We start from the raw sequence: 24,516 nt of genomic DNA on the forward strand, positions 1-24,516 counted from the left end.
ATTATTTTACATTTCTTAATATTATTCTTATTTTTTCTAATTTAAATAGAAATATGGTGAACTTTATGAAAACAGTAAAACTAGACGAATCTTCCATTCCAGATTTACTCTCTCTTTGCGAATCAGTTGGGTGGTTACAGTATGAGAGTTTTATGAAAGAGCAATTCCATATGTACCTTTCCATTGGCACAATTTTTGGCTATGTACATGAGAATAAACTTATTGCAGCGGGCGGGGTCTTTTCGTTTGCCCCTGGATTTTCTTCTATCGGTATGTTAATCGTGCATCCTGATTTTCAAAGAAAAGGAATTGGCCGTATTTTGTTAAACAATAGCTTAAAAGTAACTTATCCATCGCTCCCTATTACGCTCATTGCAACAAAAGCTGGTGAATCCTTATATGAATCTTATGGATTTCAATCAATAACAACAATTCATCGTTTCGAAAAACAAGCGGCTCATATAAGTACAAATTCTTTTCCCATAAAACAAATTCAGCAAGCCGATCTTCAATCTCTCATTTTTCTTGATCAAACTGCGACTGGTGCAGATCGTTCTAAGCTTTATTTATCACTACTATCGAGAGCAACTTACTCCTTTAAAATAGAGCGGGATAATCAAATAGATGCTTTTGCTTTATGCATACAAAAAGGAAATGTACTATGTATCACTCCGCTTATTTCAAAAAAAGAAAAAGACGCTATTCAGTTATTAGAAATAATTTGCAACTCGTGGAATGGGACAATACGCATTGATGTTCCGCACTCACAATTCATTTTCCGTCAATTTCTTCAAACAGAAAATTTCCAGGAAACGCTCCTTTCACCTCTTATGATAAAGAACGGTAATCAACTTCCTGGAAATCGTAATATACTATTTGCTATGATAGATGCAGCGTTATGTTAGAAAGGGGACACCTAATTGAAGCGATTTAGCTATTTTATGGTAGGTTGTCTTACTCTTACACTATTAGTAGGATGTAGTGCAGCAGAAAAGCCAGTAGAACAAGTAAAACAAGTTAAAAATACAATTACAGCGAAACTAACTACCGAGGAAAAAATGGTAGAGATAGATGGTCAAACGATTTACTTTAAAAAGATTGGTGATGAAAAACCACCTTTACTTATGATCCATGGATTTGGAGGATCATCCAATGGTTTTCAAAAGGTTTACTCAGATTTAGCAAAAGATCATACGATTATTTCTGTTGATGCTTTAGGATTCGGACGTTCCTCTAAACCGATGGATTTTTATTATTCTTTCCCAACTCATGCAAATTTGTATTATAAGTTAATGAAAAAATTAGGGTACGACTCATTCGCAATACTGGGACATTCTATGGGCGGAGAAATTTCTCTTAATTTAACATATTTATACCCCGAAGCGGTTACCCACCTTATTTTAACTGATGCTACAGGCGGCCCTCATACGTTCGTTAATAAACAAGGTTCACCAAAACCAAAGTTGTCGACTGATTTAAGTGCCGTTTCTTCTATTGCAGATTATGATGAGAGCAAAGTTAAATTCAAGCGTAATGATGAAGAGCATTATAATAAAATGAAATTATGGCCTAGGCGTCTTCAAATCAATGCAACTGAAATCAAGCAACCAACTTTAATTATATGGGGAAGAAATGATAGTAGCGTTTCTTGGAAAGAAGGAGAAACTTATCATCAATTCTTAAAAAACAGCACTTTCCATATTATTGAAAAAGGTTATCATGCTCCATTTCGTCAAGAGCCACAAGAATTTGTAGGGTATGTAAAAGATTTCTTCGAGAAAAATCCTATAAGTGCTGAAAAATAAACGGGTATCTCATTTTGAGATACCCGTTTTCATATATTAAGCAGCTTGCTTTTGGCGTTTTTGAATTTTTGATCCTAGTACTTTTGGAATAACTAAGCCATCAATTCCAAGTTTTCCAGCATTCATACCAGAAACAAGAACGAACATGGATAAGATAACCATTTCAGGGTTTACACCAATTGACCCACTAAACATATAGGAAAAGTTCATTACAAGACCGAAAAAGACCGCTGTTTTTGTTAAACAGCCTACAATTAAACCAATTCCGACTAAAATTTCTCCCCACGTCACAAGTGTATTAAATAAATCAACGTTTGGAATTGCAAAATCTTGTAAAAATGATGCCCACCAAGATTGAACAGCTGGTTGTGCTCCTTTAGATTTTTCAATTGCACCTTGTAAATAACCAGTTGCATCGAAGCCTTTTCCTTGTAGTTTACCGATTCCAGCCATTACCCATGTGTAACCAAGATACACTCGAATTATCGCTAATACAAAAGAAACTGCTTTGTTTTCTCTTAAAAATTGAATAATCATATCTTCCTCCTAAAGTTGTAATTAAATCAGTTACAGATAATATAATAACATTAGTTACTTACTTTTAAAACGTTAATCGTGAATAATTTGTGACATACATAAAAAACATTACATACTAACGTTTATATAGTAACTTTTATTACCTGTAAAAACTTGAACATATCATACCACAGGTGATAATCATTTTCATTGAAAAAAATGTAAAAAAACTGTAAGTTAAATGTGAAACGCATTCATTCGAATATAGAATAAATTCGTTTCATATTGTTTATATACTCGAAATGTACATGTCTCCTCATCGGTTAATCTCGCTTCTCGAACAACTTCTTCTAACGTTTTGTCATGGTTAATAAACCCGTAAAATAGGCGTATTGTAAACATAAGTGCTACATTTCCATCTACATAATCTATCAATCCAACATATGATTTTACACCACTATGTAAAAAGGATTCTACTAGTTTCAACTCCCCAAACTTATACCAACCATTTTCAATATGTGTAATATGCAATTTTGCATATTACTTAATTTCTGCTACGCTAAAGTATACTCCCGGCCCATTTAAGTCGTACACATCTTCTCCTAACTCTTCCATTACAAATTTTCTCTCCTATAAGTCCATTTCATATATACCCGTTTCTTTCAAAAAATCAGCTCTAGTTAAAGCGACTTTCTGTAAATATTGCCTATACGCTGTAATTGTTCCATCGTGTGCAACGATACAAATTTTTTCTGCTTTTAACTGATAGCACCAGTGCAGAAATTCATCTACTATTTGCTTAAATTCCATCTCCGAGATGATATTGACTCCCTCATTCCATAACAATTCATTTCTACTTTCTTCTAATGAAAAATGTGGAAATAAATTTTGTATTATCTTTCGATCTAACAATTGATCGCACGGTAATGTTTTGGCGGATTCCCGATAAGGAAAAATACGTGGGGATATATATGGGTGAACAATTTTTTGACAAGCAACTTCCGCACTCCATATTGTCGCAGTTTGTAAAGTTCGAAGTGTAGGACTAGCGATTAATATATCCTTTTCTTGTAATGGTACATCGCACTGAAGCAATTCAGCCTGCTTATTTCCCACGCCCGTCAATGGCGGATTCACTGCTTGTAAACTTAATGGTAAATCTTTCGTATGTTCACCTTCACCATGCCGAACAAAAATAAGTTTCATTCTCCTCTTCCTCTCACTAGAAAATGGTCTCACATATTTCTTCCCTATTTTTTTCTTTACTCCTGCTATTTTAAAAAGTAGAATGTAAAAAGTGTTTGACACCAACATTTGAAAAATATTACAATCATATATGTAAAATACTTTTTACAAGAAGAGGAGGATTACAAATATGAAATGGATTATCGTCTTTATGGGAATGATCATATGGGGATACATAAATGGCTTTTTTAATAGTGATAAAACTGCTAATCCTTGGATTACAGATGATGAGCGTGAAACAAAAATTAAACAAAAAGCAATTATCGCAAGCTGGTCTGGTGTTTTCATATTTTGTATCATGAACCTCTTAAACAAATGGTTAAGTTTAGGAACGAGCGATACATCACCTTACTTACCATCTTCTGTCGCAACTATTTTAAAAGAAAATGTAGAGTTACAAGTTTTACTTATGTTATTCATTACATATGGCATATTTTACGTATACTACCGAAGAAAACTAAGCGCTTAACTTTTATCTCATGATTATCCTCCTAAATGGTTATAGTAACTAGGACGCAATGAAAAAAGGAGAGATATAAAAATGAGTAACTCAAATGACTTTTTAGATACATTACATGAAAAACAAGCAAAAGATGAACAAAATAGAAAGCGCCAAGGGAACGGAAACCCTGCGAAAAAAAAGCCAAATAAAACACATAAATAACATTGAAAAACCTGCCTAAAAATTATATTTTAGGCAGGTTTTTTTTACTCGTCTTTAACCGAAACGACATCTTCCCAATTCCATTTCTCATAATACCACTCTGGCACATCTATATTTTCAATCCACTTCTTTTCATGTTTTCCATCGCTATGAGCAAGCCATACATCAGCTTTCTTACGATTTGAACGGAGCCACATTAATTGGTTGCTTTTCTTACTAAAAATAGGGTTATAATCGCCTTTGCTATTGGATGGCTTTGTAATTTGATGTTGTTCATCTGTTGTACTATTTATTTCATATAAAGATGGTAGTGGTCTTTTTTCTAGAGGGACCGATAGCTCTGCTTCCTTTGCCCTTGAAACGATAATTACATTATCGTTCTTCCATGTGAAATCCCAATCAACATAGCCTTTTGGAGTAAATGTATTTTGCTGGAGAACCGGCAATTCTTTTATTTTTAAATGCTTATTCTCTAAAGCCACTCTCCCGCTTCCTTCAATATAGGCTAATATATTCTTTGATGGCGCCCATTTGAACCATTGTGTGTTTAATAACATTTGATCTACTGTTTCAAAACGACTGCCCTCTGCTCGAATTAAGCAAAGGGTATTACCATCAGCTGACAAAGAAGCTGTTGGTACTGCCAAAAACGAAATCCATTTTTGATCTGGCGACCACTTAAATCCACTTCCAACTAATGCTAAAAAGTCATCATGCTCATTCGGTAGTGCATATAAATGTTTCATCTTATGAGGATTCATATTTGCATCCTTTTGTATTTCATATAACTGAGCACCTGTCCATCCTGTTGGAAGCAAGTACGCTTCTGATGATACAAGAAACTTCTTACCATCAGGATACCATGCATAGTCACCTACACCATTAGCTACGTTTTCAAAATCTGCTTTCTTTTTTTCAGCATCAAATGTATTTAATGTGCGTGCAAATACAAATGCAATTATATTCTCTGTTGGTGACCATTGATAATTCGATGCTTCTGATTGAGATGGCGTAACTTTCTTTCCATCTTTCAGCCGATACAGTTCAAAGTGATTTCGCTTCTTTCCTTTTGCATATGCAAGCCATTCTCCATTGTGTGACCATTTCGGCCCTGTTATGTACTCTCCTTTTGTAATTTGTTTTTCTTTTTCACCGACTTTAATCCATAGATTATGATTACGAATAAAGGCAACTTTTACTCCATTGTTTTCTGCGCTAGTAATAGAACTTGAACAGAAAAAAAGGAACAAAATCATGATTCCACTTACTATAAACCTTTTCATATAGCACCCCCATTTCCCCCTTTAGCATTCCTCATATTCCGCTTACTATATGCAAATATTATCCATTCGACATAATTCCAAAAAATTTCCCAAGAAATTTTTAATTCAAAGAGGTTTGGTATGAATTATGTCGAATGTATAGTTTAGCCAACATCCGTTCCTATAATTAACGATAAAAATGCAATATTTATTTTCGGGAAATTGGCACTTTTTGTTAGGGGGAGTTTCAATGAAGAAAACTACATCAACACTATTAAGTATGGCGCTCGTCTTTTCGAGCTTTGGAGCATTAAGCGCCCATGCTGAATCACTGCAAAAAGAGAAGCAATTTAGCCCACAGTTAAAAGCAAATATTGAACAATGGGGAGAAAACAAAATCGCGCAAAATGTTGAAACAAAAACATCAAAAGAAATTTCAGTTATTGTAGAATTGCAACATGCTCCACTCGCTTCACAAAGTAACATTCAACATGCTCCGGACCTACAAAATAGCAATGTGCAATCATACCATGCACAACTAAAAAAAGCACAAGAGGATACAACAAAGAAAATAAAAGAAAAAGCACCGAAGGCAACCATAAAAGAAACGTATAGTACGTTATTTTCTGGATTTTCTATTTCTATCCCAGGGGATCAAATTGCCGCTCTAGCTTCTTTACCTGAAGTAAAAGCAATTTATCCGAACTTAACATATAAATTACATGAAACGTCAAAAAGCCTAGCAGATCAAGAAACACCAAACGTTGGAGGCCCTACAGTTGGTGCACCTGAAGCTTGGAATTTAAAAGATCCGACTGGCAAATCCCTTGATGGAAAAGGGATGAAAGTCGCTATTATCGATTCAGGTGTCGACTATACCCATCCTGATTTACAAGCAAATTATATCGGTGGCTATGATACAGTCGATGAGGATAATGATCCGATGGATGGAAACGTTCACGGTACCCATGTTGCAGGAATTATTGCTGGTAACGGAAAAATAAAGGGGATTGCTCCGAATGCTTCTATACTTGCTTACCGTGTCATGAATGATGGTGGTACTGGTACGACCGAAGATATTATTCAAGGTATTGAGCGCGCTATTCAAGATGGTGCCGATGTTTTAAATCTATCTCTTGGTCAAGATTTGAATGTACCTGATCAACCTGTAACAATGACGTTAGAACGCGCAGCAAAACTTGGTGTTACTGCAGTCGTCTCAAATGGAAATGATGGACCAAAACCTTGGTCTGTTGACGCTCCTGGTAACGCAAGTAGTGTCATCTCTGTTGGTGCATCTACTGTATCTATTCCATTTCCAACATTCCAAGTAGCTGGTTCCAATAAATCTTACCAAGGATTACCGTTATCAAAATCAGATTTCCAAGTAGGCAACGATGCTCAGCTTATATATGTTGGCTACGGTAATTCAAGTGATTACGCTAAACAAGATGTGAAAGGTAAGTTCGCCCTTGTTTTACAAGGAACTTCAAGCACGTTAGTAAAAGCAGAACAAGCGAAACAAGCTGGTGCTCTTGGCGTGCTACTAATTTCTAACGAAAAATAAATTAATATTATGCCCGAATATTTTGCACGTGAAGATGTAGCTCTTCCAGTTATGCAACTATCAAATACAAATGGCGAAGAGTTAAAAACTTTAATTACAAAACGAAAGAAAAATATAAAAATTGGACAACCAAAGCAAACAGAACTTATTGGTAACTTTAGTTCAAGAGGACCATCACAAGGTAGTTGGCTTATAAAACCTGATATAGTTGCACCTGGAGTGAAAATTACTAGTACAGTGCCGAGAGGTGGCTATGAATCTCACGACGGAACAAGTATGGCTGCGCCACAAGTAGCGGGAGCCGTTGCCCTGCTGCGTCAAATGCATCCTGATTGGACGACAGAACAATTGAAAGCAGCTCTTGCCAACACTGCAAAAGCATTAAAGGATGTCAATGAAAATGCATATCCTGTCATGGCACAAGGATCTGGTTTAATTAACATTCCAAAAGCAGCCCAAACAGATGCATTAGTGAAACCTAACAATGTAAGTTTCGGTCTTATTAAACCAAATAGCGGCAAAGTGAAGTTAACACAAAATATTACGTTACAAAATCTTTCTAACAAAAAGAAAAACTTTTCAACTCGCATTGAATTACTAGATACAAAAACAAAAGTCCAGACTTCTTTCTCTTCTTCTATTAGTGTGAAACCTAATAGTAACATTGAAAAGCCTTTTACTATTACTGTAGATAGCTCCTTACCACAAGGTGTATATACAGGAAATCTATATGTGAAAGAGCAAGGGAAGACTGAAGAAATGCGTATTCCATTTACGTTTAGCATTGATCCGAAAGAATACAAACGTATTGATGGTCTTGAAATCGTTAATTCTACTTTTAGTCCAAATAATGATGGAATACTAGATGACAACCTGATCAATTACTATTTAGTTACACCAGTGGAGGATGTAACATTTCACGCTAATTTAATTACGAAAGACCGTGTAACATATCAAGGCATGATACATCAAGGTAAAAACGAAACACCTGGTTATAAATCTTTCAAATGGAATGGTACGAAAACTGACGGATCTCCTCTACCTGATGGCTTATACCAAATCGAAGCTGTTGCTTCTAACTCTGGTGGAGAAACAAAGCAAACAGGAGCTGTGTTTGTCGATCGTACTGCACCGAAATTATCGTCTGAAGTAGATCAAGAAAACCTCGTAATTAGAGGTAAAGTAGATGATATACTTTTGGATTGGATGGCAGAATCCGGATGGGTTGCTCCAGGACATCCCGTAACGATACAGTATGAAATTAACGGAAATGGAGCATGGGAAAGTGCATACCTAAATCCTTGGGAGAAAAACTATGAAATTTATTTCGATCGTAGTCAATTACAACAAGGAAAGAATACAATTCATATTGTAGCAACCGATGCAGCTGGAAATAAGTCTAATTTAAACGTCGATTTAGAAGTGAGATAATAAAATTATTGTTGACAAGCTTTTAAATATAGTTTTATAATACAAAACATAGTTTAGTTGAACGAATTATATATCGGCTTTGAAGGAATACTAGTAGCGACTTATATCCCTGTCTCAGAGAACTGATGGTTGGTGCGAATCAGTACATATACAAGCGTAAATTACAATTCTGGAGCTTCTTTCCCGTAATGCTTTTTATGCATGAAGAGAAAGACGGATCTTTCCGTTATCTTAAAGTAAGTGGTAAACAATTAATTGTTTACAAATAGGGTGGTACCGCGATTTTTATCGTCCCTATCGGATTTTCCGATAGGGGCTTTTTTGCGTCCTTCCCTTTTAAATAACTTCATATATACGCGTTGAAAGAATCGCAGTAGTATCTTGTATCCCTATTTCAGAGAGCTAATGGTCGGTGGGAATTAGCACATATATAAGTACGAATTACAATTCTGGAGCTTCTTTTTCGTAGTGCTTTTATGCATGAAGGAAAAGACGGGATTTTTCCGTTATCATTAGTTGAGATGTAAGTATATTTTCACTTACAAATAGGGTGGTACCGCGATTTTTTCGCCCCTATCGGATTTTCCGATAGGGGATTTTTCTATTTCTCACGCAAACAGTTGTTAAAGAATTTCGAATGTTATGATAAAATTTTATAAGCGCTTACAATTCTGAAAGGAGGTGGTACAAGCTATATAAAACTGGTATTCATTTTTATAGAGAAAAAGGAGGACGTCTAAATGACAAAGAAAAAAGAAATTCCATCACATTTAAAACCATTCGTATCCACACAGCATTATGATCAATACACACCGGTGAATCACGCTGTTTGGCGTTACATTATGAGACAAAACCATAGCTTCTTAAAAGATGTTGCTCATCCATCCTATGTTAACGGACTACAATCATCTGGTATTAATATAGATGCAATTCCAAAAGTAGAAGAAATGAATGACTGTTTAGCACCAAGCGGCTGGGGTGCCGTAACGATTGACGGACTTATTCCCGGCGTCGCATTCTTCGATTTTCAGGGGCATGGATTACTACCAATCGCAACAGATATTCGTAAAGTAGAAAATATCGAGTATACACCCGCTCCTGATATCGTTCATGAAGCTGCAGGCCACGCACCGATTTTGCTTGATTCTACATATGCAAAATATGTGAAACGCTTTGGACAAATTGGAGCGAAAGCTTTCTCCACAAAAGAAGAACATGATGCTTTTGAAGCCGTTCGTACATTAACGATCGTAAAAGAAAGCCCTACTTCTACACCTGAAGAAGTTACAGTTGCTGAAAATGCTGTAATCGAAAAACAAAACTTAGTTTCTGGTTTATCAGAAGCAGAACAAATTTCACGTTTATTCTGGTGGACAGTGGAATACGGCTTAATCGGCAATATAAATGATCCGAAAATTTACGGTGCTGGTCTCCTTTCCTCTGTCGGTGAAAGTAAGCATTGCTTAACAAACGCTGTAAAGAAAGTCCCATTCTCAATTGAAGCTTGCACCGGGACAACTTATGATGTAACAAAAATGCAACCACAGCTATTTGTTTGTGAATCATTTGAAGAATTGACTGAGGCCCTTGAGCAGTTCTCTACAACGATGGCATTTAAAACAGGTGGAACAGAAGGATTAGAAAAAGCAATCCGCTCCGAAAATCATGCTACAACTGAGCTAAGTAGTGGATTACAAATTACGGGTACATTTACAGAGACAATTAAAAATGATACTGGTGAAGTTATTTACACACGAACAAGCTCACCAACTGCATTAGCAATTCATAATAAACAACTAGCAAATCATTCTACATCTGTGCACAGCGATGGATTCGGGACACCAATCGGATTACTAGATGGAGATATTTCATTAGAAAATTGTACAGAAGAACAATTACAATCATTAGGCATTACAATTGGAAGCAGTGCAGAGTTTACTTTTGCAAGTGGCATTCATGTAAAAGGAACAGTAACAGACATTGTAAAGAATGATAAAAAAATTGCTCTTATCTCCTTTATAAATTGTGCAGTTACTCATAAAGATCGCTTATTATTTGATCCTTCATGGGGAGCATTTGATATGGCTGTCGGCTCACAAATCACTTCTGTATTCCCAGGAGCGGCAGATGCGGCTGCATTTTTCCCGATGAATGAAGAAGTACAAGAAACGCCTGATCCACTTGTACTGAATAAGCTTGAACGTATGTATCAAACAGTTCGAGATATACGTAACGATAGTATTTTACACGATACTCATACTGATCAATTAATAGCTATTCAAGAAGTATTAAATAAATTTTATCCGAAAGAATGGTTGCTTCGTCTTGAAATTTTAGAATTGCTTTTAGAACATAACAAAGGTCACGAAGCATCAGCAGCTTTATTACAACAACTTTCTACTTTCACAACTGAAGAATCTGTAACACGTCTTATTAACAATGGTCTTGCGTTACTGCAGGTAAAGGATGTGAAAAGTGATGCTACGATTAACTAATGAAGAAGTACAAGAGGAATTAACAAAGCTGGATAAATGGACAGTGAAAGATGAAAAATGGATTGAAAGAAAATATATGTTTTCCGACTACTTAAAAGGAGTCGAATTTGTCTCTGAAGCCGCCAAACTATCAGAAGAACATAATCACCACCCATTTATCCTTATCCAGTATAAAGCAGTCATTATTACTTTGTCATCATGGAATGCAAAAGGTTTAACGAAACTAGATTTTGACCTTGCAAAGCAATTTGATGACCTATTTTTACAAAATGAAAAAGCTATTATAAGAAAGTGAAAAAAGAGAAGCCTTTTTAGGCTTCTCCTTTCACTTTAAAATGTATACAATGTCCAAACGGATCCTTGGCCTGTAATATTCCATCTTTATACGTAGCAACTACGCCAATATATTTTAAACTTTCACACACTTGCTCTTTTTGTTTTTCATCTGCTAGTACAATTGTGAAATATTTCAAACCAACGGAATTTGGCATTTGTGGTGGTATACCTTCACCCTGCCATGTATTTAAACCGATATGGTGATGATAACCACCTGCTGATACGAACAACGCTCCATTACGAGCTGGAATCGTTACATCAAAACCAAGGCCATCAACATAGAAACGTTTCGCTTCTTCTAAGTCAGCTACATGTAAATGAATGTGCCCCATCACAGTACCAGCCGGGAATCCATTCCATGTATTTCCTTGCTGTAATAATCCTTCGCCGTCTAACGGGTTACTAACAAATGGTAACTCTCCATTTTCATCATGCCAAACTTCTTTTTGGCGATCATGATAAATTTCAATCCCGTTTCCATCTGGATCAGCTAAATAAAGAGCTTCACTAAAGTAATGGTCAGCCCCACCATGTAATGGGTGTACTCTCTCAACAAAATGACGAAGAATATTTGCTAAGTCTTGTCTGTTTGGTAATAAAATTGCATAGTGATATAAACCAGTTCGACCTCTTTGCTTCGGAAGAGCGTCTTCCTTTTCTTCTATTATGAGAAGTGGCTCATTGTCCTCATTACCAAACGTAACGATTGTACTTTTTTCTTCCAGTACCTTCATACGCAATACTTCTGTATAAAACTCTAGCGATTTCTTTAAATTTGATACATATAAATGAACAACCCCAAGTGTTGTTTCGGGATGAAGTGGAAAGCCCATTTTGTTATACCCCCATTTTAATTAATTCTTCTTTAACATTTTCTCTTTTAAGAAATTATCTACAAAACCATTAGCTTTCGCAACAAATAAGTAAGCACCCATCGCTAATAATGCAAGTTCTAACTCAAATCCAGGATTTTTCCCGTCTCCTAACAAACCAGCTGACCATTTTACTTTCACAATCGCTCCAACCATAACAAGTGCAAATAATAAGCCAATATACCTTACGCCTAAACCTAGAATTAACAATAGACCTCCAACTAATTCAACTGTTGCTACACCGTATGCAAGTCCTCCTGGTAAACCAATGCTTGTAAACCACCCTGCAATATTGTCAATTCCTGATTGGAATTTTGTTAAACCGTGCATAAAGAACGTTACCCCTAACACGATACGAATAATTAAGTTACCAATATGTTGATTCATTTCTTTCTCTCCTTTATAGTTTTGTTATACAAAACTTTTATTTACATTACAAAACATACACTAATTATTTTTATTCGTCAATTCATTTTTCATGAGAAAAAATATTTTTTTTTTGCTATGATACAAATAGTTGTTTACAAAAAGGAGCATGATTTTATGAATATCGGTTCTGCGATTCGTGAAATTCGTCAACGTAGAGGAATTACGATTGCCCAAATTTGTGAAGGAACAGGTCTTTCTAAAGGCTTTATGAGTCAGGTTGAAAACAATAAAACATCACCATCTATCTCAACTTTAGAAATGATCGCTAATTTTTTAAATGTTCCCCTTCCATATTTATTGTTAGAACAAAAAGATCGTTTGAAAATTGTAAAAAAAGAAGAGCGTAAATACAGTGTGTATGGAAAAGATGAACAAAGAATTGAACATGTTGCGGAGCAAGGTGGTCTCCGCCTATCTCTAGTAGAAATTTCTGCCGGATTCCCGAAAGAAAACTCACCAAATGCTCATGAAGGTGAAGAGTGTCATCTTGTATTACGCGGAAAACTAGAAGTTCAACATGGAGAAGATATTGCGATTGTAGAAGAAGGTGATTCTTTCTCTTGGAATGCATGCGTTCCTCATATTGTTCGCAATATAGGTGAAGAATCTGCATTATTACTTATCTCTAGTCATGCGGAAAATCGAAAACGTGTTTACTAAACGATAAAAAAGAAGCCTGTTTCGTAACAGGCTTCTTTTTTATTCCCTTATAATTCCATAACTCGTCCCAACTAGTACGGTCTTTTCATGTTGATTGCGATAAACTGACTCAATTGAAACCTTTTTATATCCTTCCATTTGCTCAATATTTGTTAAAGTTAATTCACAAGTAACCGTATCCCCTGTAAAAACTGGTCTAATAAACTCACTTACTAATTCCCTCGCTATGTAATGTAACTCTTCGCCTACTTTCGTCCCAATGCTAGCAGTCAATAAACCATGGACCATTAATCGTCCATTCTCATCATATTCCATATGATGTCTACCTTTATCGCCTGTAATATTTGCAAATTCAAAAACTTCTTCCTCGGTAAATCTTCTTTCGTATTTAAATATATCCCCAACTTTTACATTCATTTTTATCCCCCGTTTAATAAACTGAATTTTCTTTTATTTTATCACAAAATGAGTCTCAGTTCAGTTTATATTATTAAAATAGCAATCCTTTTTCTTTATTACCTTATAAGTTATCGATGCCCTTCCTCTTTTGCCACTTGATACCCATAGTACGCACATGTTCCATTTCTTGATAACTCTCTTACTTCAAAATCACAACTTCTATAAAAATCAAAATTGTTAGCGGACGTATGCGCAAACCAATCGCCATGCGGAAGCTTTTGTAAACAAAGAGCTACAAGTTTCTTACCTAACCCTTTCCCCCTATACTCACACTTCACAACTAAATTTACTATGTTAGCAACCATGATTTGATCAGAAATCACTCTAACCATCGCGACCATTTCTTCTTCATCCCAAATTGTGAAAGCCCATGTTGAATTTTCAAATGCAATCGTAAACTTTTCAATTTGCCAAGAAGGGATATTATCATTGCTCCAGCCAGCATCTTCAAATAATGTCTTAATCGCATATGCTGGCACTCCATTCGTTCCTTCACGAATAATTAGTCCATTATGATAAATATACATGTAATCCCTCCTTTTATTTTTTATATACCATTCTCCAAAAAATGCAATTCACCTTTTTTCATCCAACCCGCTTAATGGAATAAACGAGAACATCCATCTCATGAAATGAAGTTGTTTTCTCATAACTAAGCCCTGTTTTTCTAGCAACAAATATTGAAGCTGGGTGGTTCGGATTAATAAGTGAAATTAATTTATTCATTTGTAATGCTTGAAAACCATAGTCTCGAAAAGCCGCCGCAGCCTCTTTCGCATACCCTTTCCCCCAATATTTAGGAAGTAGCCAATAGCCAATCTCAATTTCCTCTTTTCCATCTACCTTCTGCTTGACAAGTCCTGCATGACCAATTCTTATCCCTGTTTCCTTTTCAATCATTACAAATAAACCGAGACCATTTTTATAATTTGGAAGTACCCTCTCCTCCAAACTTTTTTTACATTGCATAAATGTTTTTAACGTTCCATTTCCAATATAGCGCATTACCTTCTCATCCCCCCATAAAGAAGCATAAAATGGTAAATCATCCATTGTATATTTGCGAAATTGTAAGCGATCTGTATGGAACACTCTTTTATTCACTCCCATCATTTTGAACCTCATTACATAACAACATATTTCAAACTACGTAAGTGTTGAATAATTCATATCAAGAAAGTTACCAAAAAGAAAGAAAATTCAATCTTATAAAAGTGTATTATATCAAAAAAAAGCAGTAGACAAAAGAGTGTCTACTGCATCCATATCATAACTAGTATAAAGAAAACTACAATTGAGGGGGTGTAGGATTTTCAAATATACTAGATACTTATCCCGTTCTAACGGGCGGTAAACCTTCCAATCCTTTGAGTGGAAAGTTTACCGCACATAAGAACTTTGCGGTCATTAAGAAAGCACTGTTAAGTACTCAAATACACGCTGAGCTTTTTCTCCACCCATTCGTGCATGTTGAAGAAGAGAGATGCCATGTGGGCCAGATGCACGTAATGCTTCTGGTTGTGCTACTAAAATGGCTTGTACGACTTCAAGTTCACCCAGCATAGCTGCTGCAAAAATATCCATCCGAGCTCCCTTTTCCAGTAAATAAAGAGCAATATCTTTACGGCCTACATGGGCCGCTGCTCCTAAGGCACTTTCCCAATCTGAGCCACCCCAATTATAAGAAGCATGAAGTAAGCTCGGTGATTCGGCCAAAAGCTCCTGTACTCTTTCTAGATCTCCGTGAGCTGCCATAACAAATTCCCTTACTAACTCAGTGGTAATACGCTCGTCTGTTTGCATCTCTCTTCTCCCTTTTCACAAATTCGTTTCGGTGTAAAAAATGGCTTGTCACTCCCTTGGAATATATCAACTTCAATTCCAAATACACGCTGAAACATTTGATGACATAGTACTTCTTCTGGTACGCCATCATACTGAATCTTCCCTTGTTTTAATACGAGTAAACGATCGCTATATTGAGCCGCTTGATTAATATCATGTAAAACCATTACAATCGTCATACCAAACTCTTCGTTTAATCGTTTAACAAGTTCCATTACTTCTAACTGATGGACGATATCTAAAAAGGTTGTTGGTTCATCTAATAGTAAGACATTTGTGCGTTGTGCAAGCGTCATTGCAATCCAAGCACGTTGCCTTTCTCCTCCTGATAAGGATTGTAAAAGACGATATTCATACCCTTCAAGCTTTGTAACAGACAATGCCCAATCAACAATTTCTTCATCTTCTTTATTTAAGCGACTACTCCATGATTTATGAGGACCTCTTCCGAACTCTATTAGTTCTTTCACTGTTAAATCTAATTGATGATCGTGCATTTGTGGTAACATCGCTAATTGCTTCGCTACATCTGCACTCTTCATCGTATAAATATTTTCCCCATCTAAAATGATGTCTCCTTCGCTTTGTTTAAGTAGCCGTGCTATTAAACGAAGCAAAGTAGATTTCCCCGATCCATTCGGGCCGATTAAACTAACGATTTCTCCAGCTTTAATATGTACATTCATATTTTGCATTTGAAATCTTTCAGAATGTGCGTAAAACACTTCGTTAACGGAAATCACGTTGTTTTCCTCCTCTATGGATTAAATATAAGAAGAACGGACCACCTAAGAAGGACAATAAAATACCAACAGGCAATTCGATTGGATCGAACCAACTTCGAGCTATCGCATCCGCAAAAACAAGTAATATCCCACCGCCAAGGCATGATAATGGCAGTAAATATTTATAGTCATTTCCAACTAATAAACGTAACATATGCGGTACAACAAGACCGACAAATCCAATAAGACCAGAAACACTAACTGCTATTCCAGCTAACATTGTACTTACTACTATTAAATAAAACCGACTTCTTTCCACGTTATACCCTAATAATTTTGCCATTTCATCCCCAAGCATTAATACTCGAATATGTTTAATACCGAAGAAAGCTAATATAATAGCGAATATCGCATAGTAAATAATCATATTTAAATGTGCCCAACTAACACCACCAATACCACCAGCTAACCACGGTAAAACTGATTGTACTTTGTCGCTATGTAATAACATTAGCGCTGAAGTCGCTGCACCAATTAAGGCGTTTATTGAAACACCTACTAATACAATTCGTGAAGGTGGCGCCCCCTTTTGCCATGATAGTGCGTAAATGACCATTGCTGTAATAAAAGCTCCTAAAAACGCTCCTAGTGGTAAGAATGCCATATGTTGAGGAAATAAAATCATGATTATAATTGCTACAAGACCTGCTCCTGATGAAACTCCGATAATTCCAGGATCTGCAAGAGGATTTCTCATAACCCCTTGCAATAATGCTCCTGATGCAGCTAAACACGTTCCTACTATAAAACCAACGAGCACTCTCGGTATACGAAGATCCCATACAATTCGATGAACTGTCGAACCTTCATCTTGTATACCTTCTATAATGTCTCGTAAAGAAAAAGATAAGCTCCCTGCAAAAAGGCCATAAAAAAGACCTAGAACAGTTAATACGACTAAAGTAACTGTTATTATCCACCTTTTTCTCGCAAAAGGATGTTCCTTTTCTCTTACTATTTCACTACTCTCCATACTTATCATTTCCTTACATCTTGTATACTTTTATACATAAAGTCCATCGCTTCTGTAACTTTTGTCCCAGGATTTGATCCAAATAAATCTGGTGGTAAAATAACTACACGATTTTGTTTTACTGCATCTAAATTTTTCCATGCTTCATTTTTCATCATTTCGCCTTCAAATGCTTTTTTCACACTATTGGGATCTCCATGTGTAATTAAATAAATCACATCTGGATTTGCTTCAATAATACGTTCTACACTTAGCTGTGCATATTGCGGATACTCTTTCATTTCTGGAAAACTAGCTGCGATATTTTTCCCGCCTGTTTTTTCTAAAATATCCCCTGATAGAGATGTTGGTAATGCTGCTAAATAAGTGCCTGGTGCTCCATAAACTAGCAACGCTTTAACGTCACTCTTTTTCTCATATTTCTTCATTTGATCATTAATTTTTTGGTTAAGCTCTTTTGCTTTATCTTCTTTCTTCATTACTGTTCCATATATTTCAATACCCTTTTGAATATCTTTTACAGAGTTGGCTGAAGAAATGATTACTTTTGTTCCTTGTCCTTCGACCGTTGGAATGTTCTTTTGGAATCCATTGTTAGCAACAAGTACATCCGGTTTTAAACTAGCAATTTGCTCAAAATTCGGTTGATGTGCATTCCCGATTACTTGTGCTTTCTTTAATTCCTCTGGGAGAGTTAATTTTGTATCCGGACGACCTACTATTTTTCCACCTAAAGCATGAATAATATCCATGTCTCCCATACTCAACGTAGCAAAAATTTCAGGAACTTTATTGAATGTTATCTTTCTGTCTGAGAGATCGGTAATTTCGATTTTGTCTGTTCCTTTGTCTGTTTTTGTTGCGGATGCTTTTTCGTTTTCTTTTGCACTGCAACCTATTAATAAGAAAAAAATAGATAAGATCGCTGTGAACAGCGTAATAGATTTGTTCATTCTTTCACCTCTAATTGATAATAATAATCATTAACTACTATTCTACTTTAATTGATAAGGATTATCATTGTCAATATGAAACGCATACATTTTCTACAAAAATGAAAAAACGCTACAAAAAGATTTCTTCTTTTCGTAGCGCCCTATTTAACAATTTTCTTCATATTCGCTCTCCTCTAATTGATCACGCATCGTTCTAACACGCTTAAAGAAGAAAAAAGCAAGAACTAAAAATACAATAATACTCCCCATCATAACAAAAGACTGTACCATACTTTTTATTCCACTTGGAATTAATAAACCGATCATTAAAAATGTACTTATAGCTAAAAGTACTTGTGCAAACCGGGTATAATCTGCTATTTTTTCTTGTAATTCTTTCATCTGCTTATCACTCCCATCCTCACTTTATCACATTCTATCAAGCTTAAAGACAAGTAAATAGAACCAATCTGGGAGATGTTTTCCAAAGTAAAAAAGAGCCGCTTACTCGCGGCTCTTTTTTATCTATTATACGCCTTTATATGCTTCCATATAGATTTCTTTCAGCTCTGAAATGAGCGGTAATTTTGGATTAGCTGTTGTACATTGATCTTCAAAAGCTCTTTCTGCTAATAATCCAACACCCCCTTCAAATTGGTCTTTAGCAACTCCTTGTCCTGCAATACTCATATTTATATTTAAGCTTTTTCCAAGCTCAATAATTGCTTGGACGAGTGATTCCACACCTTCCGCTGTTGAGCTTGCTGGAAGCCCGAGCATTCTCGCAATATGTTCATAGCGTTCATCAGCCACAAAGTGCTCATATTTTGGGAACAATGCGTGTTTTCTTGGCTTAATAGCATTATAGCGAACTACGTGCGGCATAAGAATTGCATTCGCACGTCCATGCGGAATATGGAATTCCGGTCCAATTTTATGCGCTAAACTATGATTAATACCTAGGAAAGCATTTGCAAATGCCATCCCTGCGATTGCGGAAGCATTATGCATTTTTTCTCGTGCTTCTTCATCATTTCCATCTTTATATGCTCTCGGTAAATATTTAAATACGAGATCAATTGCTTTTAATGCTAAACCATCAGTATAGTCATTTGCCAGAACAGACACATACGCTTCAATTGCATGTGTTAATACGTCCATACCAGTATCTGCCGTCACATGAGGTGGTACTGTCATTACAAATTGCGGATCAACAATCGCTACATCTGGTGTTAATTCATAATCCGCAAGCGGGTATTTAATATTATTTTTCTTATCTGTAATAACCGCAAATGGCGTCACTTCTGATCCCGTCCCTGATGTTGTTGGAATGGCAACAAATTGTGCTTTATTTCCCAAGTTCGGATACTTACATGTACGTTTTCTTATATCTAAAAACTTCTGTTTTATTCCATAGAATGTCGTTTCTGGGTGCTCATAGAATAGCCACATCCCTTTTGCTGCATCCATAGCTGAACCGCCACCAAGCGCGATAATTACATCTGGTTTAAAGCTTTTCATCATGTCCGCACCTTTAAATACAGTTTCATCTGATGGATCTGGCTCAACTTCAAAGAAAACTTCAACTTTCACATCATTTGCATGCTTACGTAAATAGTGCGTAACTGTATCTACATAACCGTGCTCAACCATCCCTGGATCCGTTACAATAAATGCACGGGAAATGTTAGGCATGTTTGCTAAATATGCTGTCGCATGTTTTTCAAAATAAATTTTGGGTGGTAATTTGAACCACTGCATATTCTTTTTTCTATTTGCCAACCTTTTTATATTTAATAAATGAGTCGCCGTTACGTTTTGGGAAACTGAGTTTTTCCCGTAGGAGCCACAACCAAGCGTAAGTGATGGAATAAATCCATTATATATATCACCAATTCCACCTTGTGATGAAGGTGCATTTACAATGAGACGGCAGGCTTTCATACGTAACCCAAATTGTTTTTGTACTTCTTTATTTGTAGAATGGATAACCGCTGAATGCCCTAGGCCACCAAGCTCTAACATTTCTTCGCAATATGTAAATCCTTCTTCTAATGAATTTGCTTTTACACAAGCTAACACTGGGCTCAGTTTCTCACGAGATAGTGGATACGCTGCTCCGATGCCTTTAATTTCAGCTACAAGCATTTTTGTATGTTCAGGTACAGTAATTCCTACTAATTCAGCAATATACTGTGCTGATTTCCCAACAATATCACTATTTACTGCACATGTATTTTCATTAATAACAAGCTTTTCTAATTTCTTTCTCTCTTCCTCTGTTACAAAATAACAATTATTTGCAATCATTTCTGCTTTAACATCATTATAGATTTCCTTATCTACAATGATGGCTTGTTCTGACGCACAAATCATACCGTTATCAAATGTTTTCGATAAAATCAAATCATTAACAGCACGTTTTACATGTGCCGATTTCTCTATATAACATGGTACATTACCTGGCCCTACACCTAGCGCGGGTTTACCAGTAGAATAAGCCGATTTCACCATACCAGCCCCTCCAGTTGCTAGAACGAGTGCGACACCATCATGGTTCATTAATTGTTTCGTTGCTTCCACAGAAGGTCTTTCAATCCATTGAATACAATGCTTTGGTGCACCAGCTTTCACTGCTGCATCATATACTGTTTTTGCCGCTGCAACGGAACAGTTTTGTGCAGAAGGATGAAATGCGAAAATAATTGGATTTCTCGTTTTTATCGCGATTAATGCTTTAAACATTGTTGTCGATGTTGGGTTCGTTACTGGCGTTACCCCAGCTACTACACCGACAGGTTCTGCGATTTCTATTATTTCTTCATGAGGATCTTCATGAATAATTCCTACCGTTTTATCTTTCTTTATACTATGCCAAATATATTCAGTGGCAAAAATATTTTTAATGCATTTATCTTCATATACGCCACGGCCCGTTTCTTCAACAGCCAACTTCGCAAGCGGCATATGTTGATCGACACCCGCAAGCGCCATTTCATGAACAATGTTGTCAATTTGCTCTTGTGTAAAACTTTCTAATGCTTGTAAAGCTTTTTGACCGTTATTTACTAACGTATCAATCATCTCTTTTACCTCTTGCATTTCATTTACAACTTTCTCTTTGACTACCATGTAAATTTCCTCCTATTCTGTTATCACGGTCTTTATAAGTCCCTATAGGTCATAACAAGTCCCGATTAGCGAAAAAAAATAGAGTTACCGTCCTACATGAATCTCATTGTTTGTGAAACATTTCACAAGTTTATTCGTGAATAACATTTCATGAATTCAATATACATGAAATCATTTCATTTGTGTATGTCTAATTTGTGAAATGTTTCACAAGTTAATATAATAAAAATGCACTGCTCTACATTAGCAGTGCATTTTTATTATGCTAGCGCTTGTGCTAAATCTTCAATTAAATCTTCACCATCTTCAATTCCGACAGAGATACGAATTAATGTATCTGTAATTCCTAATTCTTTACGGCGATCTGCTGGGATTGATGCATGTGTCATTTGAGATGGGATAGAAATTAAACTTTCTACTGCTCCTAAGCTTTCAGCAAGTGTAAAGTATTGCAGTTTCTCAAGTACTTTATTCAACGTTTCCGCACTATCTACATCAAATGAGATGATAGCACCAAATCCATTTGCTTGTTCTGTTGCTAGTTCATGGTTTTGATGGGATTCAAGACCTGGATAATATACTTTATTTACTTTTGGATGGTTATTTAAAAACTCGGCAATCGCACGTGAATTCGTTTCATGTTCTTCCATACGAATTCCTAATGTTTTTAAACCACGAAGTAGTAAGAAGCTATCTTGTGGGCCAAGAATACCTCCTGTTGAGTTTTGTACAAAGTGAAGGTCTTCTGCTAATTGCGGGCTATTTACAACTACTAGGCCTGCAACTACGTCACTATGTCCTCCTAAATATTTCGTTGCACTATGAAGCACAATGTCTGCTCCTAAAGAAATTGGCGACTGCCAATATGGCGTCATGAATGTGTTATCAATAATTGTTAATAAATCTTTCTCTTTAGCAAGAGCAGATATTTTCTTAATATCAGTAATTTTTAGTAATGGGTTCGTTGGTGTTTCTACATAAATCGCTTTCGTATTTGGACGAATCGCTTCTACAACTTCCTCTAGGTTTGTTGTATCTACAAATGTATGCTCAATACCGAAGCGGTTTAATACTTTCGTAATAACACGGTACGTTCCGCCATAAACATCATCTGTTAAAATGACGTGGTCACCTTTTGAGAACAACATAATTGTTGCTGTAATAGCAGCCATTCCTGAACCAAATGCAAATCCAGCATGACCGTTTTCTAATACAGCAATCATTTCTTCTAAAGCTGCACGTGTTGGGTTGCCTGTACGTGAATATTCATATCCTTGATGCTTACCAACTGCTTCTTGTTTGTACGTACTTGTTTGATAAATCGGTACGTTTACAGATCCAGTTGAAGGTTCTCCTATGCGAATACCATGAATTAATTTTGTCTTTGCTCTCATTTTTTATTCCCATCCTTTGTATATGTCTTTACTTAAATAGCGCTCACTACTATCAGGAAAAATCGTTACAATATTCGTACCTGGTGCTGCTTTCTCTGCCTCAAGTAAGCTTGCATGAAACGCTGCTCCTGAAGAGCTCCCAACGAGAAGGCCTTCTTTTTGCGCTAACTCTTTCACTCGTAAAAATGCATGTCGATCAGAAATTGTATGAATTTCATCAAAATAAGATGTTTTTAAAAATGGCGGGATGAATTCAAGACCAATCCCTTCTGTTTCATGTGAACCAGCTTTACCACCATTTAAAATAGATCCTTCTGGTTCTACAATAACCGTCTTAATATCAATGTTTTTCTCTTTTAAATAAGACGCAGTTCCCATAAACGTACCGCCAGTTCCTGCCCCTGCAACAAATATGTTAATTTCTCCATTCAATGCATCCCAAAGTTCAGGACCTAATGTTTTGAAATAAGCACGAGGGTTTGCTTCATTCGCAAACTGACTTGGAGAGTATGAATTCGGTATTTCATTTACTAATTCTTTTGCCTTTGCAATTGCGCCGGTCATTCCTTGCTCAGTCGGTGTATGCACGACCGTTGCACCTAGCGCTTTCATTAATTCTTGTTTTTCAATACTAAATTTCTCTGGTACACAAACAATGACGCGTAAATCATGTTCTAACGCTGCAAGTGCCAGTCCAATGCCAGTATTCCCAGCCGTCGGTTCAATAATTGTTCCGCCCTCTGCAACAAGCCCTTTTTCTAGTGCATCTTCGATTAATTCTCTTCCTAAACGATCCTTAACGCTTCCGCCTGGGTTGTAAAATTCAAGCTTTGCAAATAAACGGACTCCTTTCGGAAGTGAAAAACGAGTAATTTCTACGATTGGTGTATGGCCAATCAACTCATGAACTCCACGATATACATTCATCGTGTTCTCCCCCTTATTTGCCAATAAAGAAAAGGCAACTGTATGTATTTTCTTTATATGAGACAGTTGCCTTTTTGTTACATTACTTTAACTCTTCTAGTACTTTTACGATAAAGTTTGTAGAATGAAGAGCTGCTTGATCTAAAAATTGATCAAATGAAACATTTGATTCTTTACCAGCAATATCAGAAAGTGCGCGAATAATAACAAACGGAACTTCATATTGGTGGCATACTTGCGCAACAGCTGCTGCTTCCATTTCTACTGCATAAAGGTCTTCAAATTTATCACGAATTGCTGCAACGCGGTTCGGATCACTCATAAATGAATCACCTGTTGCAATCATACCTTTTACGACTTGAATATTTTCTTCTGCCTGCATACATTTCTCAGCTAATGCAACTAATGCCTCATCAGCTTTAAATCCAGGTGGCATTCCTGGCACTTGACCATATTCGTAGTTAAATGCTGTTACATCTACGTCATGGTGACGAACTTCTGTTGAAATAACTACATCACCAACATTTAGAGAGTGATGGAATCCACCAGCTGAACCAGTATTAATTACTTTTTCAGGCTTATATTTTTCTAATAAAATTGTCGTTGACATCGCTGCATTTACTTTACCAATACCAGACTTTAGCAAGATTACTTCATGTCCTGCCAATAGCCCTTTCGTAAATTCACAACCTGCAACAGTTTCTGTTTCTGCTTGTTCTAGTTTGTCACGTAAAATACGTACTTCTTCTTCCATTGCTCCAATTACAGCAATTCTCAATCTAAT

At 36.2% G+C, this 24,516-nt stretch carries 24 protein-coding genes, 2 pseudogenes and 2 other annotated features; of the genes and pseudogenes, 8 read left to right on the forward strand and 18 right to left on the reverse strand.

Going from position 1 to position 24,516, the window contains the following annotated elements:
• Nucleotides 1-65: 65 nt before the first annotated feature.
• Nucleotides 66-905 carry a GNAT family N-acetyltransferase gene (locus JFU23_RS09690; protein ID WP_201031802.1) on the forward strand — a complete coding sequence of 280 codons (840 nt, stop codon included), beginning with the start codon at nucleotides 66-68 and terminating at the stop codon, nucleotides 903-905.
• A gap of 15 nt (nucleotides 906-920) precedes the next feature.
• The gene (locus JFU23_RS09695; RefSeq protein ID WP_137076034.1) at nucleotides 921-1,805 is read left to right on the forward strand and encodes an alpha/beta fold hydrolase; all 885 of its coding nucleotides are present in this window, start codon (nucleotides 921-923) and stop codon (nucleotides 1,803-1,805) included.
• Nucleotides 1,806-1,841: 36 nt separating this feature from the next.
• Here the strand turns inward: JFU23_RS09695 and JFU23_RS09700 are convergent, their stop codons facing one another.
• From JFU23_RS09700 to JFU23_RS09710, 3 genes and pseudogenes are all read right to left on the reverse strand, one after another.
• Nucleotides 1,842-2,342, reverse strand: a complete 501-nt coding sequence (locus tag JFU23_RS09700; protein ID WP_002015237.1) for a DoxX family protein — start codon at nucleotides 2,340-2,342, stop codon at nucleotides 1,842-1,844.
• A gap of 216 nt (nucleotides 2,343-2,558) precedes the next feature.
• A pseudogene (locus JFU23_RS09705) lies at nucleotides 2,559-2,951 on the reverse strand (hypothetical protein); the annotation flags it as partial.
• Nucleotides 2,952-3,527: a histidine phosphatase family protein gene (locus JFU23_RS09710; RefSeq protein WP_201031804.1), complete on the reverse strand. Its 576-nt coding sequence runs from the start codon at nucleotides 3,525-3,527 to the stop codon at nucleotides 2,952-2,954.
• Nucleotides 3,528-3,696: 169 nt separating this feature from the next.
• Between JFU23_RS09710 and JFU23_RS09715 the strand changes: the two genes are divergently transcribed.
• A complete protein-coding gene (locus tag JFU23_RS09715) occupies nucleotides 3,697-4,035 on the forward strand; it encodes a hypothetical protein (RefSeq protein WP_061674802.1) in 339 nt (112 codons plus the stop codon).
• Nucleotides 4,036-4,107: 72 nt separating this feature from the next.
• Nucleotides 4,108-4,230 (forward strand): DUF4023 domain-containing protein, encoded by a 123-nt coding sequence (locus JFU23_RS09720; RefSeq protein ID WP_000071861.1) that lies wholly within the window; start codon nucleotides 4,108-4,110, stop codon nucleotides 4,228-4,230.
• 44 nt (nucleotides 4,231-4,274) lie between these two features.
• On the opposite strand, the gene JFU23_RS09725 is transcribed toward JFU23_RS09720, so the two are convergent.
• Entirely contained in the window at nucleotides 4,275-5,513 is a 1,239-nt protein-coding gene (locus JFU23_RS09725) for a TolB family protein (protein ID WP_201031805.1), read from the reverse strand.
• A 229-nt stretch (nucleotides 5,514-5,742) separates the two neighbouring features.
• On the opposite strand from JFU23_RS09725, the pseudogene JFU23_RS09730 reads away from it, so the two are divergent.
• The 3 genes and pseudogenes from JFU23_RS09730 to JFU23_RS09740 all read left to right on the forward strand — a co-directional run bounded on the left by JFU23_RS09730 (nucleotide 5,743) and on the right by JFU23_RS09740 (nucleotide 11,280).
• Nucleotides 5,743-8,490 (forward strand): annotated as a pseudogene (locus tag JFU23_RS09730) (S8 family serine peptidase).
• A gap of 70 nt (nucleotides 8,491-8,560) precedes the next feature.
• Nucleotides 8,561-8,789: a binding site (T-box leader), on the forward strand.
• Between the two features lie 51 nt (nucleotides 8,790-8,840).
• Nucleotides 8,841-9,068 (forward strand) — a binding site (T-box leader).
• A 162-nt stretch (nucleotides 9,069-9,230) separates the two neighbouring features.
• The gene (locus tag JFU23_RS09735; RefSeq protein ID WP_201031806.1) at nucleotides 9,231-10,985 is read left to right on the forward strand and encodes an aromatic amino acid hydroxylase; all 1,755 of its coding nucleotides are present in this window, start codon (nucleotides 9,231-9,233) and stop codon (nucleotides 10,983-10,985) included.
• Nucleotides 10,966-11,280, forward strand: coding sequence for a 4a-hydroxytetrahydrobiopterin dehydratase (locus tag JFU23_RS09740; protein ID WP_002143198.1), 315 nt, complete (start codon nucleotides 10,966-10,968; stop codon nucleotides 11,278-11,280). The genes JFU23_RS09735 and JFU23_RS09740 overlap by 20 nt, the downstream gene beginning before the upstream one ends.
• A gap of 16 nt (nucleotides 11,281-11,296) precedes the next feature.
• Here JFU23_RS09740 and JFU23_RS09745 read toward each other — a convergent pair whose 3' ends face one another.
• Entirely contained in the window at nucleotides 11,297-12,154 is an 858-nt protein-coding gene (locus JFU23_RS09745) for a VOC family protein (protein ID WP_002143199.1), read from the reverse strand.
• A gap of 21 nt (nucleotides 12,155-12,175) precedes the next feature.
• Nucleotides 12,176-12,580 (reverse strand): DoxX family protein, encoded by a 405-nt coding sequence (locus tag JFU23_RS09750; protein WP_002015248.1) that lies wholly within the window; start codon nucleotides 12,578-12,580, stop codon nucleotides 12,176-12,178.
• 156 nt (nucleotides 12,581-12,736) lie between these two features.
• Here JFU23_RS09750 and JFU23_RS09755 point away from each other — a divergent pair, with 156 nt between their 5' ends.
• The gene (locus JFU23_RS09755) at nucleotides 12,737-13,282 is read left to right on the forward strand and encodes a helix-turn-helix domain-containing protein (protein ID WP_002015249.1); all 546 of its coding nucleotides are present in this window, start codon (nucleotides 12,737-12,739) and stop codon (nucleotides 13,280-13,282) included.
• 39 nt (nucleotides 13,283-13,321) lie between these two features.
• Here the strand turns inward: JFU23_RS09755 and JFU23_RS09760 are convergent, their stop codons facing one another.
• From JFU23_RS09760 to mtnN, 12 genes are all read right to left on the reverse strand, one after another.
• Nucleotides 13,322-13,699, reverse strand: a complete 378-nt coding sequence (locus JFU23_RS09760) for a hotdog family protein (RefSeq protein WP_002015250.1) — start codon at nucleotides 13,697-13,699, stop codon at nucleotides 13,322-13,324.
• A gap of 110 nt (nucleotides 13,700-13,809) precedes the next feature.
• Entirely contained in the window at nucleotides 13,810-14,268 is a 459-nt protein-coding gene (locus JFU23_RS09765; protein WP_002129190.1) for a GNAT family N-acetyltransferase, read from the reverse strand.
• Between the two features lie 58 nt (nucleotides 14,269-14,326).
• Entirely contained in the window at nucleotides 14,327-14,854 is a 528-nt protein-coding gene (locus JFU23_RS09770; protein WP_002015253.1) for a GNAT family N-acetyltransferase, read from the reverse strand.
• A 294-nt stretch (nucleotides 14,855-15,148) separates the two neighbouring features.
• Nucleotides 15,149-15,544 carry an ankyrin repeat domain-containing protein gene (locus tag JFU23_RS09775; protein ID WP_002129192.1) on the reverse strand — a complete coding sequence of 132 codons (396 nt, stop codon included), beginning with the start codon at nucleotides 15,542-15,544 and terminating at the stop codon, nucleotides 15,149-15,151.
• Complete coding sequence (locus tag JFU23_RS09780; RefSeq protein WP_201031807.1) at nucleotides 15,511-16,329, reverse strand: ABC transporter ATP-binding protein; 819 nt, start codon at nucleotides 16,327-16,329, stop codon at nucleotides 15,511-15,513. The genes JFU23_RS09775 and JFU23_RS09780 overlap by 34 nt, the downstream gene beginning before the upstream one ends.
• A complete protein-coding gene (locus tag JFU23_RS09785) occupies nucleotides 16,316-17,344 on the reverse strand; it encodes a FecCD family ABC transporter permease (RefSeq protein WP_002015259.1) in 1,029 nt (342 codons plus the stop codon). Before JFU23_RS09785 ends, JFU23_RS09780 begins: the two co-directional genes overlap by 14 nt.
• Before the next feature lie 5 nt (nucleotides 17,345-17,349).
• The gene (locus JFU23_RS09790; RefSeq protein ID WP_085312408.1) at nucleotides 17,350-18,297 is read right to left on the reverse strand and encodes an ABC transporter substrate-binding protein; all 948 of its coding nucleotides are present in this window, start codon (nucleotides 18,295-18,297) and stop codon (nucleotides 17,350-17,352) included.
• A gap of 147 nt (nucleotides 18,298-18,444) precedes the next feature.
• A complete protein-coding gene (locus JFU23_RS09795; protein ID WP_002034123.1) occupies nucleotides 18,445-18,681 on the reverse strand; it encodes a YrhC family protein in 237 nt (78 codons plus the stop codon).
• Nucleotides 18,682-18,807: 126 nt separating this feature from the next.
• Nucleotides 18,808-21,411 (reverse strand): bifunctional acetaldehyde-CoA/alcohol dehydrogenase, encoded by a 2,604-nt coding sequence (adhE, locus tag JFU23_RS09800; protein WP_201031808.1) that lies wholly within the window; start codon nucleotides 21,409-21,411, stop codon nucleotides 18,808-18,810.
• Between the two features lie 260 nt (nucleotides 21,412-21,671).
• Nucleotides 21,672-22,805, reverse strand: a complete 1,134-nt coding sequence (locus tag JFU23_RS09805; protein WP_002067265.1) for a bifunctional cystathionine gamma-lyase/homocysteine desulfhydrase — start codon at nucleotides 22,803-22,805, stop codon at nucleotides 21,672-21,674.
• Nucleotides 22,806-22,808: 3 nt separating this feature from the next.
• Nucleotides 22,809-23,732, reverse strand: a complete 924-nt coding sequence (locus tag JFU23_RS09810) for an O-acetylserine dependent cystathionine beta-synthase (protein WP_002067263.1) — start codon at nucleotides 23,730-23,732, stop codon at nucleotides 22,809-22,811.
• 82 nt (nucleotides 23,733-23,814) lie between these two features.
• A complete protein-coding gene (gene mtnN / locus JFU23_RS09815) occupies nucleotides 23,815-24,510 on the reverse strand; it encodes a 5'-methylthioadenosine/S-adenosylhomocysteine nucleosidase (RefSeq protein WP_002015266.1) in 696 nt (231 codons plus the stop codon).
• Nucleotides 24,511-24,516 lie beyond the last annotated feature (6 nt).

Source organism: Bacillus sp. TH50 (assembly GCF_016650565.1).
GTDB lineage: Bacteria > Bacillota > Bacilli > Bacillales > Bacillaceae_G > Bacillus_A > Bacillus_A mycoides.

Excerpts from the sequence above, each read along its gene's own strand:
- JFU23_RS09710 (WP_201031804.1), bottom strand. The coding sequence starts at position 3,527 with ATGAAACTTATTTTTGTTCGGCATGGTGAAGGTGAACATACGAAAGAT.
- JFU23_RS09735 (WP_201031806.1), top strand. The coding sequence starts at position 9,231 with ATGACAAAGAAAAAAGAAATTCCATCACATTTAAAACCATTCGTATCC.
- JFU23_RS09785 (WP_002015259.1), bottom strand. The coding sequence starts at position 17,344 with ATGGAGAGTAGTGAAATAGTAAGAGAAAAGGAACATCCTTTTGCGAGA.
- JFU23_RS09725 (WP_201031805.1), bottom strand. The coding sequence starts at position 5,513 with ATGAAAAGGTTTATAGTAAGTGGAATCATGATTTTGTTCCTTTTTTTC.
- JFU23_RS09765 (WP_002129190.1), bottom strand. The coding sequence starts at position 14,268 with ATGTATATTTATCATAATGGACTAATTATTCGTGAAGGAACGAATGGA.
- JFU23_RS09750 (WP_002015248.1), bottom strand. The coding sequence starts at position 12,580 with ATGAATCAACATATTGGTAACTTAATTATTCGTATCGTGTTAGGGGTA.
- JFU23_RS09760 (WP_002015250.1), bottom strand. The coding sequence starts at position 13,699 with ATGAATGTAAAAGTTGGGGATATATTTAAATACGAAAGAAGATTTACC.
- JFU23_RS09700 (WP_002015237.1), bottom strand. The coding sequence starts at position 2,342 with ATGATTATTCAATTTTTAAGAGAAAACAAAGCAGTTTCTTTTGTATTA.
- JFU23_RS09795 (WP_002034123.1), bottom strand. The coding sequence starts at position 18,681 with ATGAAAGAATTACAAGAAAAAATAGCAGATTATACCCGGTTTGCACAA.
- JFU23_RS09810 (WP_002067263.1), bottom strand. The coding sequence starts at position 23,732 with ATGAATGTATATCGTGGAGTTCATGAGTTGATTGGCCATACACCAATC.
- JFU23_RS09715 (WP_061674802.1), top strand. The coding sequence starts at position 3,697 with ATGAAATGGATTATCGTCTTTATGGGAATGATCATATGGGGATACATA.
- JFU23_RS09805 (WP_002067265.1), bottom strand. The coding sequence starts at position 22,805 with ATGAGAGCAAAGACAAAATTAATTCATGGTATTCGCATAGGAGAACCT.
- JFU23_RS09770 (WP_002015253.1), bottom strand. The coding sequence starts at position 14,854 with ATGATGGGAGTGAATAAAAGAGTGTTCCATACAGATCGCTTACAATTT.
- adhE (WP_201031808.1), bottom strand. The coding sequence starts at position 21,411 with ATGGTAGTCAAAGAGAAAGTTGTAAATGAAATGCAAGAGGTAAAAGAG.
- JFU23_RS09720 (WP_000071861.1), top strand. The coding sequence starts at position 4,108 with ATGAGTAACTCAAATGACTTTTTAGATACATTACATGAAAAACAAGCA.
- JFU23_RS09775 (WP_002129192.1), bottom strand. The coding sequence starts at position 15,544 with ATGCAAACAGACGAGCGTATTACCACTGAGTTAGTAAGGGAATTTGTT.
- JFU23_RS09755 (WP_002015249.1), top strand. The coding sequence starts at position 12,737 with ATGAATATCGGTTCTGCGATTCGTGAAATTCGTCAACGTAGAGGAATT.
- JFU23_RS09690 (WP_201031802.1), top strand. The coding sequence starts at position 66 with ATGAAAACAGTAAAACTAGACGAATCTTCCATTCCAGATTTACTCTCT.
- JFU23_RS09790 (WP_085312408.1), bottom strand. The coding sequence starts at position 18,297 with ATGAACAAATCTATTACGCTGTTCACAGCGATCTTATCTATTTTTTTC.
- JFU23_RS09745 (WP_002143199.1), bottom strand. The coding sequence starts at position 12,154 with ATGGGCTTTCCACTTCATCCCGAAACAACACTTGGGGTTGTTCATTTA.